We start from the raw sequence: 12,229 nt of genomic DNA on the forward strand, positions 1-12,229 counted from the left end.
CAGGCGCTTCGTTTATGGATCTACTACTTTCAGGGCGCGCTTGCGCCCGTCGTCAGACCCGTCAGGTTCGCGTCGGCCATGTGTCGATTGGCTCCGGTGCGCCCGTCGTCGTGCAGTCGATGACCAATACGGACACCGCCGATGACTTCGCGACCACGATGCAGGTGGCCCAGTTGGCGCGAGCCGGTTCCGAACTCGTCCGGATCACCGTCAATAACGACGAAGCGGCCAAGGCCGTGCCGAAGATCCGCGAGAAGCTGCTGGCAATGAACCTCGATGTTCCGCTGGTTGGCGACTTCCACTACAACGGCCACAAGCTGCTGGCTGACAATCCGGCCTGCGCCGAGGCCCTCGACAAGCTGCGCATTAACCCGGGCAACGTGGGGCAGGGCGCCAAGCGCGACACCCAGTTTGCGTCGATCGTCGAAATGGCTTGCAAGTACGACAAGCCGGTACGGATCGGCGTCAACTGGGGTAGCCTCGACCAATCGGTGCTGGCGCGCATCATGGACGAGAATGCCAAGCGGGCCGTGCCGCGCGATGCCGGCGCGGTGATGCGCGAGGCGCTGGTGACGTCGGCGCTGGAGTCTGCAGCGAAGGCCGAGGAGTATGGCTTGGCCGGCAACAAGATCATCTTGTCGGCCAAGGTCAGCAGCGTGCAGGACCTGATCGCTGTATATCGTGACATGGCTGCCAAGTGTGATTACCCGCTGCATCTGGGCCTGACGGAAGCTGGTATGGGGTCGAAGGGCATCGTGGCGTCGACGGCGGCTCTGGCGGTGCTGCTGCAGGAAGGCATCGGCGACACGATCCGCGTGTCCCTCACCCCCGAGCCCAACGGCAGCCGGACTCAGGAAGTCATCGTTGCTCAGGAGATCCTGCAGACGATGGGCCTGCGGGCATTCACGCCGATGGTCACCGCCTGCCCGGGTTGCGGGCGTACCACAAGCACCCTGTTCCAGGAGCTGGCGTCCGACGTGCAGTCCTTCGTGCGCGACAACATGCCGATCTGGCGCGATCAGTACGATGGCGTCGAGAACATGAGCCTGGCGGTGATGGGCTGCATCGTGAATGGCCCCGGCGAAAGCAAGCATGCAAACATCGGTATTTCCCTGCCGGGTACTGGTGAGTCGCCCGCCGCGCCGGTGTTCGAAGACGGGGTGAAGACCCAGACCCTCCGGGGCGACAACATTGCCAATGAATTCAAGGCCATCATAGAAAACTATGTGGCCCGCACCTACCCCCGCAAGGGCGCAGCGGCCTGATCCGCGCGTTACAGAAAAACAAAAGGAATCATGAGCAAGACCCTCCAGGCCGTGCGCGGGATGAATGACATCCTGCCCGATGAAGCAGAAATCTGGGAGCAATTCGAGGAAATCGTCCGCAACTGGCTGCATAGCTATGGCTATCGCCCGATCCGCATGCCGCTGGTCGAGCCGACCCCGCTGTTCAAGCGGGCCATCGGTGAAGTGACGGACATCGTCGAGAAGGAAATGTATTCCTTCGAGGACGCTCTGAATGGCGAGCATCTGACCCTCCGTCCGGAAGGCACCGCCTCCTGCGTGCGGGCCGCGATCCAGCACAACCTGCTGTTCAGCCAGCCACGCCGCCTGTATTACCAGGGCCCGATGTTCCGTCACGAGCGTCCCCAGAAGGGGCGTTACCGCCAGTTCCACCAGGTCGGCGTCGAGGCGCTGGGTTTCGAAGGCCCGGACATCGATGCTGAGCACATCCTGATGTGCGCGCGCCTGTGGGATGACCTCGGTCTCGACGACGTCAAGCTTGAGATCAATTCCCTTGGCAGCAGCGATGAGCGTGCGACCCACCGGGCTGCGTTGATCGCCTACCTCGAACAGCACCAGGCCCGTCTGGACGAGGACGGCAAGCGTCGCCTGTACACCAATCCGCTGCGCATCCTTGATACCAAGAATCCGGATCTGCAGGATCTGGTCGAAGGGGCCCCGAAGCTGGCCGATTTCCTCGGTGAGGAATCGATCAAGCACTTCGAGGGTGTCCAGGCTGTTCTCAAGGATGCCGGCCTGCCTTATCGCATCAATCATCGGTTGGTGCGCGGCCTGGATTACTACAATCGCACCGTTTTCGAGTGGGTTACGACCCGTCTCGGGGCCCAGGGCACGATCTGTGCCGGCGGGCGCTACGACGGTCTCGTCGCCCAACTGGGTGGCAAGCCGGCTCCGGCGGCGGGCTTCGCAATGGGTGTCGAGCGTCTGCTCGCCCTGTGGCTCGAAAGCGGTGGCGAGGCCGAGCGCATCGTCCCCGATGTTTACCTCGTTCATGCGGGTGAGGCCGCCCAGCGGGCAGCCTTCCGGGTGGCCGAAATGCTGCGCGGTACCGGGTTTGCGGTAACCCAGCACTGTGGCGGTGGCAGTTTCAAATCTCAGATGAAGCGGGCAGACGCCTCGGGTGCGCCGTTTGCGGTGGTAATCGGTGACGACGAGGCCGCTGCTGGTGAAGTCAGTCTCAAGCCCTTGCGCGACGGTGGAGAACAGATTCGTGTTCCCATGGAAGTGCTCCCCGAAACCCTGGCGGATCGCCTAATCGAATCGGAAGAAGACGATGGCAGCATTTGACCTCGAAGAACAGGAACAGATTTCCCAGATCAAGGGCTGGTGGGAGCAGTACGGCAAGCTCGTCACGGCGCTGGCGATCGTTGTAGCGCTGGCCTCGGTCGCCTGGCAGGGCTGGAACTGGTACGTGAGCAAGCAGAGCGCAGAAGCTTCTGCGCTGTACGATGCCGTGCAGCAGGCGGCGGCCGAACACAATGCGCAGAAGGCTCGTGAAGTTGCCGGGACGCTGATCGAGAAGTACGGCGCTACGTCCTATGCAGATCTGGCCGCGTTGCTGTCCGCCAAGGTCCAAGTGGAGGCGGGGGATCTGAAGAACGCCCGCGTACCGCTGGCCTGGGCCGCAGAGAAGGCCAATGACTCCGCCCTTCGCAGCCTCGCAAAGCTGCGTCTGGCAACCGTCCTGCTGGACGACAAGGCCTACGATGAGGCGCTGGCTCAACTGCAGGCCAAGCCCGACGACGAGTTGGCTGCCCGCTATGCGGATCTCAAGGGCGACATCCTGATGGCGCAGGGTAAACCGGCTGAAGCACGCGTCGCCTACAAGGCTGCGGTGGACGCGCTCGGCGATGCATCGAAGGTTGAATCCGCGACCCTGCGTGAAGTTGCCCAGGCCAAGCTGGATGCGCTCGGGGGTGTCCAATGATGCGGCTTCGTCCGAGCCTTGTCGCGGTTGTCGCGTCCCTCAGTCTGGTTGCGTGCTCTTCCTGGAACCCCTTCGCAGCTGGAGATGGGAAGCTGGCCGCCTTGAAGCCGGTGAGGAATCCGGTGCGTACCGCCGAGATCTGGCGCGCGAGCGTCGGTGATTCCGGGGCGTTCGTGCTGCAGCCGGCTCTGGCTGGCGATGCTGTCTTTGCTGCAGGGCGTGATGGCAAGGTCGTGAAGCTGCAGGGCGGCAAGATCGTCTGGAAGACCGACGTGGGCGTTACGGTATCCGGTGGTGTTGGCAGCGACGGGCAGCTCGTTCTGGTTGCCTCGCCGAAGGGTGACGTCATCGCGCTGGACGGCGCCAGCGGGCAGATTCGCTGGAAGGTCAAGGTCAATGCGGAAGTGCTTGCGGCGCCGGCGGTTTCCGACGGGATCGTCGTGGTGCGCAGTGCTGACAGCCGCTTGTTCGGCCTCGAGCCCGGCAACGGCAAGCAGCGCTGGGTTTACCAGCGCGCTACGCCCCCGCTGGCCTTGCGCAGTTCGGCTGGCGTCGTGCTGGACGACAAGCTGATCCTCGCCGGCTTCCCTGGCGGCAAGCTGGCGGCGCTGAATCCTGCCAACGGCTCACTGATGTGGGAGGGTACTGTCGCGATCCCCCGCGGGGCGACCGAACTCGAGCGTGTGGCCGACATTACCAGCCTGCCGGTGATGAGTGCCCGCGCGACCTGCGCCGTGGCCTATCAGGGGCGGGTAGCATGCTTCGACATGTCCAATGGCTCCACGCTGTGGACGCGTGATCTGTCCAGCTCTCGTGGGCTGGACGTGGATGAGCGCCATGTCTTCGTTACCGACGAAAAAGGGGCTGTGCATGCCCTTGACCTCTCCAATGGTGCAAGCGCCTGGAAGCAGGATCAACTGGCTGGACGCTCGCCGGGGCGTCCCCGTGTCATCGGAGGCTATGTGATCGTCGGTGACGGTTTTGGAGACATCCATGTGCTGCGTCGTGACGACGGAACGCTGGTCGGTCGCAGCCGGGTCGTATCCAGCGCCATTACAGCCGATCCGCAACGTGCGGGCAGCGATGTCGTGGTGCAGACCCAGAACGGCACAATTTACGCCCTCGGCGTGCAATAACGGAGTCGCTGACGCGTGAAACCCACTCTTGTCCTGGTCGGACGCCCCAACGTGGGCAAGTCCACCTTGTTCAACCGCCTTACCAAGACGCGTGATGCGCTCGTGGCGGACTTTCCGGGGCTGACCCGCGACCGTCGTTATGGCCTCGGGCGTGCGGCTGAGCGGGAATTCCTGGTCGTCGACACCGCCGGTTTCGATCCGGTGGCGAAGGAAGGCATCGTTCATGAAATGGCCAAGCAGGCCGAGCAGGCGATTGCGGAAGCCGATGCCTTGCTGTTCATGGTGGATGCTCGCGCCGGCCTGACGCCTCATGATGAACAGATTGCGACGCGTTTGCGTCGTGCCGGTCGCCCAACCTTCCTCGTAGTTAACAAGGCGGAGGGCATGAACCGGGCGATGGTATCGGCCGAATTCCATGCGCTTGGGCTCGGCGATCCGCTGTGCATTTCGTCGGCCCACGGCGACAACGTCAATGCCTTGATGGAGTTGATCCTCGAAAGCTTTCCCGTCGATCCGGATGACGACGATGCCGCCGGCAAGGGGCCGCGAGTGGCCATCGTCGGCCGCCCCAACGTGGGCAAGTCTACGTTGGTCAATACGCTGATCGGCGAGGAACGCGTCATTGCCTTTGACATGCCCGGCACCACGCGGGATGCGATCGAAGTGCCGTTCGAGCGCAATGGCCAGCATTACACCCTGATCGACACCGCCGGGCTGCGCAAGCGCGGTAAGGTCTTCGAGGCCGTGGAGAAATTCTCCGTGATCAAGACCCTGCAGGCGGTCGAGCAGGCCAATGTGGTGGTGCTCGTGCTTGACGCCAGCCAGGAAATCTCCGATCAGGACGCGCATATCGGCGGCTTCATCGTCGAGGCTGGCCGAGCGTTGGTCGTGGCGGTCAACAAGTGGGATGCGATCGACGACTATCGTCGCCAGCGGGTCAAGGAAGATATCGCCCGCAAGTTGCCCTTCCTCGGCTTTGCCCGCTTTCTGTACGTTTCTGCGCTGAAGGGGCAGGGCATCGTGCCGATGCTCAAGTGTGTGGACGGCGCCTATGAGGCGGCCATGACCAAGTTGTCTACGCCCAAGCTGACGCGTCTGCTGCTCGATGCCGTGCTGCGCCAGCAGCCGCCGAGGCATGGCGGTTTCCGTCCCAAGATGCGCTATGCGCACCAGGGCGGCATGAATCCGCCGGTGATCGTGATTCACGGCAGTGCGCTGGACGACGTGTCTGCATCCTATGTCCGCTATCTGGAGCGGACGTTCCAGGAAGCGTTCAAATTGCAGGGCACGCCGTTGCGGATACAATTCAAGTCGTCGCACAACCCCTACGCGAACAAAGATTAAGTAACCCGTTTTCCACACCTGCGAGCCAGCGCCCGCTGATGCGGCGGTGCAGCAAATGGCTCTATAATTATTCCAAACTAAAACCATAGAGGTTATGACATGAGCAATAAGGGGCAACTCCTGCAAGATCCGTTTCTCAACGCCCTGCGTCGTGAACACGTGCCCGTTTCCATCTATCTCGTGAACGGCATCAAGCTCCAGGGGCAGGTGGAGTCTTTCGACCAGTATGTTGTGCTGCTGAAGAACACGGTCACCCAGATGGTGTACAAGCACGCCATTTCCACCGTCGTTCCGGCTCGTCCGGTCAACATCCAACAGGAACAGAACGAGGCTGCGAGCTGAGTTCAATGACTGCCCGGCCGCAATGCGGCCCAATCCAATCCGGGTTTTCGCGTGTTTGACCGGCCTTCCGCGGGAACCCGCGCGCTTCTGGTTCAGGTCGATTTCGGTCAGGGCGGCATCGACGAGCGCCTGTCCGAAATCGGCTTGCTGGCGACCAGTGCCGGTGCCACGGTGGTCAGCATCGTCAAGTGCCGCCGGCAGGCTCCCGATCCCGCCCTCTACATTGGCAAAGGCAAGGCTGACGAGATCCGAATGGCGGCGCAGCTCGACGAGGCCGACATTGTCATCTTCAATCATGACATTACGGCGGCGCAGCAGCGCAACCTGGAGCGGGTGCTGGAACGGCGCGTGATCGACCGCTCCGCCCTGATCCTCGACATCTTTGCGCTCCGTGCCAAGAGCCATGAGGGCAAGTTGCAGGTTGAGCTAGCCCAGTTGCAGCATCTTTCCACCCGGCTAGTCAGGGGGTGGACGCACCTGGAGCGCCAGAAAGGCGGCATCGGCCTGCGTGGCCCCGGTGAAAAGCAGTTGGAAACCGACCGTCGTCTGCTCGGTGAGCGCGTTAAGCTGCTGAAATCGCGGCTGGCCCAACTGGAGCGCCAGCGCGGAGTGCGGCGCCGGGCACGGGAGCGTCGAGATGTTCTGACCGTATCCTTGGTGGGTTACACCAACGCAGGCAAGTCCACGCTGTTCAATGCCTTGACCAAGGCAGGTGCCTATGCGGCCGACCAACTGTTTGCAACGCTGGACACCACGTCGCGACGACTTTTTCTCGGGGAAGCCGGGAACATCGTGCTATCGGACACGGTCGGATTCATTCGCGATCTTCCCCATTCTCTTGTCGCGGCTTTCCACGCCACTCTCGAGGAGACCGTGGCTGCGGATGTTCTGCTGCATGTCGTGGATTCATCGAGTGAGGACAGGGAGGGGCAGATAGCGGCGGTCAATGTCGTGCTCGAGGAAATCGGTGCCGGCAGCCTTCCGCAGATCCAGATCTGGAACAAGATCGATGCCACCCTGGCCAGTCCGGAGGTCCAGCGGGACGCGTGTGGTAATATCTCGCGCGTTTTGCTTAGCGCCAGGACGGGTGAAGGGCTCGATTTGCTGAGGCAGGTGCTGTCCGATATCGCACTTGCCCACAAGGCATCGTTGGCGGCCAAATCGGCAACACAGGATTCTGTCTGACGAATCCTTTCCCACCACCTTCCCGGAGCGGATTTTTACTGTGATCACAGGCATTCTCATGTCTCTCAACGATCCCAAATGGGGTAATCGCGGCGGTGACAACCGCGGCGGCGGCGATGGAAACCAGGGGCCTCCCGATTTGGAGGAACTCTGGCGCGACTTCAACCGGCGCCTTTCCGGCATGTTCGGGCGTGACTCGGGGCGCGGTAACGGATCGGGTGGCGGGGACGGAGGCAATCGCACTCCCGACTTCAACATGCGGCAGTTCGGCGGCGGGATTGGTCTGATTGCTGCCTTCGCAGTCGTTGTGTGGCTGGCCAGTGGTTTCTATATCGTCGACGCGAGCCAGCGCGGTATCGTGCTGCAGTTCGGCCGATTCCAGGAGGCGACCGAGCCCGGCCTGCGCTGGCGCCTGCCGTATCCGATCCAGACCCACGAACTGGTCAACCTGACGGGCGTGCGAACGGTCGAGATCGGCTATCGTGGGTCGGAGCGCAACAAGGTGCTGAAAGAAGCCCTGATGCTGACCGACGACGAGAACATCGTGAACATTCAGTTCGCGGTGCAGTACATCCTGAAGGATCCGCAGCAGTACCTGTTCAGCAACCGCAACTCCGACGATTCGGTGATTCAGGCTGCCGAGACGGCGGTGCGCGAGATCGTCGGTAAGAGCAAGATGGATTTCGTGCTCTACGAGGGCCGTGAACAGGTTGCTGCCAACGCCCAGAAATTGACGCAGGACATCCTGGATCGCTATTCAACCGGTATCCAGGTCAGCAAGGTGACGATGCAGAACGCCCAGCCGCCCGAGCAGGTGCAGGCCGCTTTCGACGACGCGGTGAAGGCTGGTCAGGACCGGGAGCGCCAGAAGAACGAAGGTCAGGCCTATGCCAACGACGTGATTCCGCGCGCCCGTGGTGCAGCCTCCCGCCTGATCGAAGAAGCGGATGCCTACAAGGGGCGGGTGGTTGCCCAGGCAGAGGGCGATGCTTCGCGCTTCAAGCAGATCTACACCGAATACGCCAAGGCGCCTGAGGTTACGCGCCAGCGTATGTATATCGACACCATGCAGCAGATTTTCTCCAATACCTCCAAGGTGATGGTGGATGCACGCGGCAGTGGCAATCTACTGTACCTGCCGCTCGACAAGCTGATCCAGCAGACGGCTGCACCGGCCAGCGTGCCGGCAAGCGAGCCCGTCCAGGCCAGCCGCCCCATGTCATCGCCAGTGGCAGAGAGCAATGTCGCCCCGCCGCGGGCTGATGCGTTGCTGGGGGAATCCCGCACCCGTGAGGCTGCGCGCAACCGTGACCGTGGAGAGCGCTGATGCGTGAACGATTGCCTTTGTTTTTTGGTGCGGGCCTGTTCGGCGTGGCCGTGCTGTCCATGTCCTTGTTTACAGTGGATCAGCGTCAGCACGCGCTGGTCTTCCAGTTGGGGGAAGTGAAGGGGCAGATCAGCGAGCCGGGTCTGCATTTCAAGATCCCGCTGATCCAGAACGTCCGCTACTTCGACAAGCGCATCCTGACGATGGACACCTCCGAGCCGGAGCGCTTCATCACTTCCGAGAAGAAGAACGTCCTGGTGGACCTCTTCGTGAAGTGGCGCATCGTTGATCCCAAGCTCTACTATGTATCTGTCGGTGGCGATGAGATGCGTGCCCGCACCCGCCTTGAGCAGACGGTCAATGCTGGTCTGCGCGAGGAGTTCGGCAAGCGTACGGTGCATGAGGTCGTCTCCGGTGAGCGGGAGAAGATCATGGATGAGATGCGCGTGAAGGCAGACCTCGACGCCCGGAAGATTGGTGTGCAGATCGTCGATGTTCGCCTCAAGCGCGTGGATCTGCCGGTCGAGGTTTCCGAGTCCGTCTATCGTCGCATGGAGGCTGAGCGAAAGCGGGTGGCGAATGAGCTGCGCTCCCAAGGTGGTGCCGAGGCGGAGAAGATCAAGGCCGATGCTGACAAGCAGCGGGAGGTGATCATCGCTGAAGCCTATCGTGATGCGCAGAAGGTTAAGGGTGAAGGCGATGCCAAGGCGTCCGCAATCTATGCGCAGGCCTTTGGACAGAGCCCTGAGTTCTTTGCCTTCTACCGCAGCCTCGAGGCGTACCGTAGCAGCTTCAAGAGCAAGTCGGACGTGATGGTTGTCGAACCCAACTCCGAGTTCTTCAAGTACCTCAAGAGTGCAGGTGGACGGGCCGCGGCCAACAGCGAGCCCGGAAAGAGCAAGAAGTAACAATGGGGCGCTCCCTCATCCTCGCCTTCGCGCTGATGCTGGTGCTTGAAGGCGTCGTCCCCTTTGTCGCGCCAGCCCTGTGGAGGGAAACATTCGCCCGTCTGATCCGTATGGCGGACGGGCAGATCCGTTTTGTCGGCCTCGGCTCCATGCTGCTTGGCCTCGTTGTCCTATTTGTTTTTTCGTAAGGCGCTACCTCATGTTGCGTTGGGTTCTACCCGAATATATCCAGGATGCCTTGCCCGCTGAGGCGGCCAAACTGGAAGATCTGCGCCGTCGCCTGCTCGATGCCTTCCGTCTCAATGGCTATCAGCTCGTTGCGCCGCCCCTGCTGGAATACCTGGAGTCCCTGTTGACCGGTGCCGGTCAGGATCTCCAACTCAAGACCCTCAAACTGGTCGATCAGCTGTCTGGCCGTACGATGGGCGTGCGGGCCGACATCACGCCCCAAGTGGCGCGTATTGATGCGCACCTGCTCAACCGCAAGGGCGTCGCCCGCCTGAGCTATTGCGGCAGCGTTGCCCACGCAGTCCCTTCGTCCCTGACGGCGACCCGCGAGCCCCTGCAGCTTGGCGCCGAGATCTATGGTCATGCAGGCCTCGAGGCTGACGCCGAAGTGATCCGACTGCTTGCCGAGGCGCTGCAAGCTGCTGGTGTGGGAACGTCCCGCATCGACCTCGGTCATGTGGGGCTTTTCAAGGCGCTGGTGGCCAAGGCTGGGATCGGGGCCGAGCGGGAGGAGCCTCTGTTCGATTGTCTGCAGGCCAAGGATCTGCCCGGTTTGCGTGATTTGCTGTCCGGTGTCGCCGAAGATGTCCGCGACGCGCTGCTGGCCCTGCCGACCCTCTACGGTGGCGCTGAAGTGCTGGCGCGCGCGCGCGGGATCCTGCCGACCGACGGGGAAATCCAGGCTGCACTGAGCGATCTCCAGTGGCTGGCTGATGAACTGGAAGGCCTGCCCATCAGTTTCGATCTGGCCGACCTGCGTGGTTACCATTACCACAGCGGAGTGGTCTTCGCGGCCTACGGTGGCAGGTCGCCCGTCGCGCTTGCCCTCGGTGGGCGCTACGACAGTGTCGGCAGAGCCTTTGGACGTGGTCGCCCGGCGACCGGTTTCAGCCTGGATTTGCGCGAGCTGGCGGCGCAGGTTGCCGACCCGGCTGTGCCGGGGGCCGTCCTGGCACCCCGCGGGCGCGATCCACAGTTGCAGGCGGCCATTGCCGCCCTGCGCGAAAGCGGCGAAAGCGTAGTGATTGAATTGCCCGGCCATGACGGCACGTGGCGCGAGGCCGGCTGTGACCGGCATCTGGTTCTGCGGGGCGGTGCCTGGCAGGTTGAACCGCTTCAGGGAGAGTGAATAAATGGCAAAGAATGTAGTGGTTGTGGGCACCCAGTGGGGTGACGAAGGCAAGGGCAAGATCGTCGACTGGCTGACCGATCAGGCTCAGGGGGTTGTCCGCTTCCAGGGCGGTCATAATGCCGGTCACACGCTGGTCGTCGGCACCACCGAATACAAGCTGAACCTGGTTCCGTCCGGTATCGTGCGTGATGGTGTGCAGTGCTTCATCGGGAATGGAGTGGTGCTCGACATCCACCATCTGCTGGCCGAGGTCCGTGGCCTGGAAGCGGGTGGCATCAAGGTGCGCGAGCGCCTGAAGATCAGCCCGGGCTGTCCGATCATCCTCGGTTACCACTCCGCGCTCGATCGCGCCCGTGAGGCCAAGAAGAGCGCCGGCGACAAGATCGGCACCACCGGCAAGGGCATCGGTCCCACCTACGAAGACAAGGTGGCCCGTCGCGCTTTGCGTGTATACGACCTGTTCCATCCGGAGCGCTTCGCCGAGAAGCTGAAGGAGAACCTGGACTACCACAACTTTGTGCTGACCCAGTATCTGGGCGCTGATCCGGTGGATTTCCAGACTGTCTACGATCAGGCACTGGCCGATGCGGAAGAGATCCGCCCGATGGTCACCGACGTGTCCGCCGATCTCTACGCAATCAACAAGTCCGGCGGCAACCTGCTGTTCGAAGGCGCGCAAGGCACGCTGCTGGACATCGATCACGGCACCTACCCGTTCGTGACCTCCAGCAACTGCGTGGCCGGTCAGGCTGCGGCGGGCAGCGGTGTCGGTCCTGGCCGTCTGCACTATGTGCTGGGTATCACCAAGGCCTACTGTACCCGTGTTGGCGGCGGCCCTTTCCCGACTGAGCTGGATTTCGAGACCGCGGGTACGCCGGGCTATCAGATGTCCACCGTCGGCCGTGAATTCGGTACCGTGACGGGGCGTAAGCGTCGTTGCGGCTGGCTGGATCTGGCTGCACTGAAGCGCTCCATCATCATCAATGGGGTGTCCGGCCTGTGCATCACCAAGCTGGACGTGCTGGATGGTCTGACCGAACTCAAGCTGTGCACCGGCTACATGCTCGACGGAAAGCGCGTCGATCTGCTCCCGATGGGGGCCGAGGAAGTCGTGCGTTGCGAGCCCATTCTCGAGACGCTGCCCGGCTGGAGCGGCACAACCTTTGGTGCGCGTACGTGGGATGCGCTGCCGCCCGAAGCCCGTGCCTACCTGCACCGCATCGAGGAGATCTGCGAAGTGTCCATCGACGTGATCTCGACCGGTCCGGAGCGTGACGAGACGATCCTTAAGCGCCACCCCTTCGGGGCCTGATAAGGGTTTTGCTTCCGCCAGTTGCTTTTTGCGAGCAGTGGCGGACAGCAAGCAAACAAAAAGCCGACGGTTTCGTCGGCTTTT

At 62.3% G+C, this 12,229-nt stretch carries 12 protein-coding genes; all 12 read left to right on the forward strand.

Annotated features, from left to right (window positions below):
• Nucleotides 1-14 precede the first annotated feature (14 nt).
• Entirely contained in the window at nt 15-1,265 is a 1,251-nt protein-coding gene (gene ispG, locus ACE3RX_RS11010; protein ID WP_374483313.1) for a flavodoxin-dependent (E)-4-hydroxy-3-methylbut-2-enyl-diphosphate synthase, read from the forward strand.
• 30 nt (nt 1,266-1,295) lie between these two features.
• Complete coding sequence (gene hisS, locus ACE3RX_RS11015; RefSeq protein ID WP_374483315.1) at nt 1,296-2,591, forward strand: histidine--tRNA ligase; 1,296 nt, start codon at nt 1,296-1,298, stop codon at nt 2,589-2,591.
• A complete protein-coding gene (locus ACE3RX_RS11020; RefSeq protein ID WP_374483317.1) occupies nt 2,578-3,231 on the forward strand; it encodes a YfgM family protein in 654 nt (217 codons plus the stop codon). Before hisS ends, ACE3RX_RS11020 begins: the two co-directional genes overlap by 14 nt.
• Nucleotides 3,231-4,367, forward strand: coding sequence for an outer membrane protein assembly factor BamB (gene bamB / locus ACE3RX_RS11025; RefSeq protein ID WP_374483456.1), 1,137 nt, complete (start codon nt 3,231-3,233; stop codon nt 4,365-4,367). The genes ACE3RX_RS11020 and bamB overlap by 1 nt, the downstream gene beginning before the upstream one ends.
• 15 nt (nt 4,368-4,382) lie before the next feature.
• A complete protein-coding gene (gene der, locus ACE3RX_RS11030; protein WP_374483319.1) occupies nt 4,383-5,711 on the forward strand; it encodes a ribosome biogenesis GTPase Der in 1,329 nt (442 codons plus the stop codon).
• 99 nt (nt 5,712-5,810) lie between these two features.
• Nucleotides 5,811-6,053, forward strand: coding sequence for an RNA chaperone Hfq (hfq, locus tag ACE3RX_RS11035; RefSeq protein WP_079434940.1), 243 nt, complete (start codon nt 5,811-5,813; stop codon nt 6,051-6,053).
• Between the two features lie 51 nt (nt 6,054-6,104).
• Nucleotides 6,105-7,238 (forward strand): GTPase HflX, encoded by a 1,134-nt coding sequence (hflX, locus tag ACE3RX_RS11040; protein WP_374483321.1) that lies wholly within the window; start codon nt 6,105-6,107, stop codon nt 7,236-7,238.
• Between the two features lie 58 nt (nt 7,239-7,296).
• Nucleotides 7,297-8,565 (forward strand): FtsH protease activity modulator HflK, encoded by a 1,269-nt coding sequence (gene hflK / locus ACE3RX_RS11045; RefSeq protein WP_374483323.1) that lies wholly within the window; start codon nt 7,297-7,299, stop codon nt 8,563-8,565.
• Nucleotides 8,565-9,473: a protease modulator HflC gene (gene hflC, locus ACE3RX_RS11050; protein ID WP_374483325.1), complete on the forward strand. Its 909-nt coding sequence runs from the start codon at nt 8,565-8,567 to the stop codon at nt 9,471-9,473. Before hflK ends, hflC begins: the two co-directional genes overlap by 1 nt.
• A 2-nt stretch (nt 9,474-9,475) precedes the next feature.
• Entirely contained in the window at nt 9,476-9,661 is a 186-nt protein-coding gene (locus ACE3RX_RS11055; protein WP_374483327.1) for a DUF2065 domain-containing protein, read from the forward strand.
• Between the two features lie 14 nt (nt 9,662-9,675).
• Nucleotides 9,676-10,830, forward strand: coding sequence for an ATP phosphoribosyltransferase regulatory subunit (locus ACE3RX_RS11060; RefSeq protein WP_374483459.1), 1,155 nt, complete (start codon nt 9,676-9,678; stop codon nt 10,828-10,830).
• A gap of 4 nt (nt 10,831-10,834) precedes the next feature.
• Complete coding sequence (locus ACE3RX_RS11065; RefSeq protein WP_079434945.1) at nt 10,835-12,145, forward strand: adenylosuccinate synthase; 1,311 nt, start codon at nt 10,835-10,837, stop codon at nt 12,143-12,145.
• The last annotated feature ends 84 nt before the right edge of the window (nt 12,146-12,229 follow it).

Origin of the sequence: Zoogloea sp. (assembly GCF_041914405.1) — a bacterium.
Taxonomy (GTDB): Bacteria; Pseudomonadota; Gammaproteobacteria; order Burkholderiales; family Rhodocyclaceae; genus Zoogloea.

Bases quoted from the DNA above. Each gene is read 5' to 3' on its own strand.
- ACE3RX_RS11055 (WP_374483327.1), top strand. From the start codon at position 9,476: ATGGGGCGCTCCCTCATCCTCGCCTTCGCGCTGATGCTGGTGCTTGAA.
- hfq (WP_079434940.1), top strand. From the start codon at position 5,811: ATGAGCAATAAGGGGCAACTCCTGCAAGATCCGTTTCTCAACGCCCTG.
- ispG (WP_374483313.1), top strand. From the start codon at position 15: ATGGATCTACTACTTTCAGGGCGCGCTTGCGCCCGTCGTCAGACCCGT.
- ACE3RX_RS11065 (WP_079434945.1), top strand. From the start codon at position 10,835: ATGGCAAAGAATGTAGTGGTTGTGGGCACCCAGTGGGGTGACGAAGGC.
- hisS (WP_374483315.1), top strand. From the start codon at position 1,296: ATGAGCAAGACCCTCCAGGCCGTGCGCGGGATGAATGACATCCTGCCC.
- bamB (WP_374483456.1), top strand. From the start codon at position 3,231: ATGCGGCTTCGTCCGAGCCTTGTCGCGGTTGTCGCGTCCCTCAGTCTG.
- ACE3RX_RS11020 (WP_374483317.1), top strand. From the start codon at position 2,578: ATGGCAGCATTTGACCTCGAAGAACAGGAACAGATTTCCCAGATCAAG.
- hflK (WP_374483323.1), top strand. From the start codon at position 7,297: ATGTCTCTCAACGATCCCAAATGGGGTAATCGCGGCGGTGACAACCGC.
- hflC (WP_374483325.1), top strand. From the start codon at position 8,565: ATGCGTGAACGATTGCCTTTGTTTTTTGGTGCGGGCCTGTTCGGCGTG.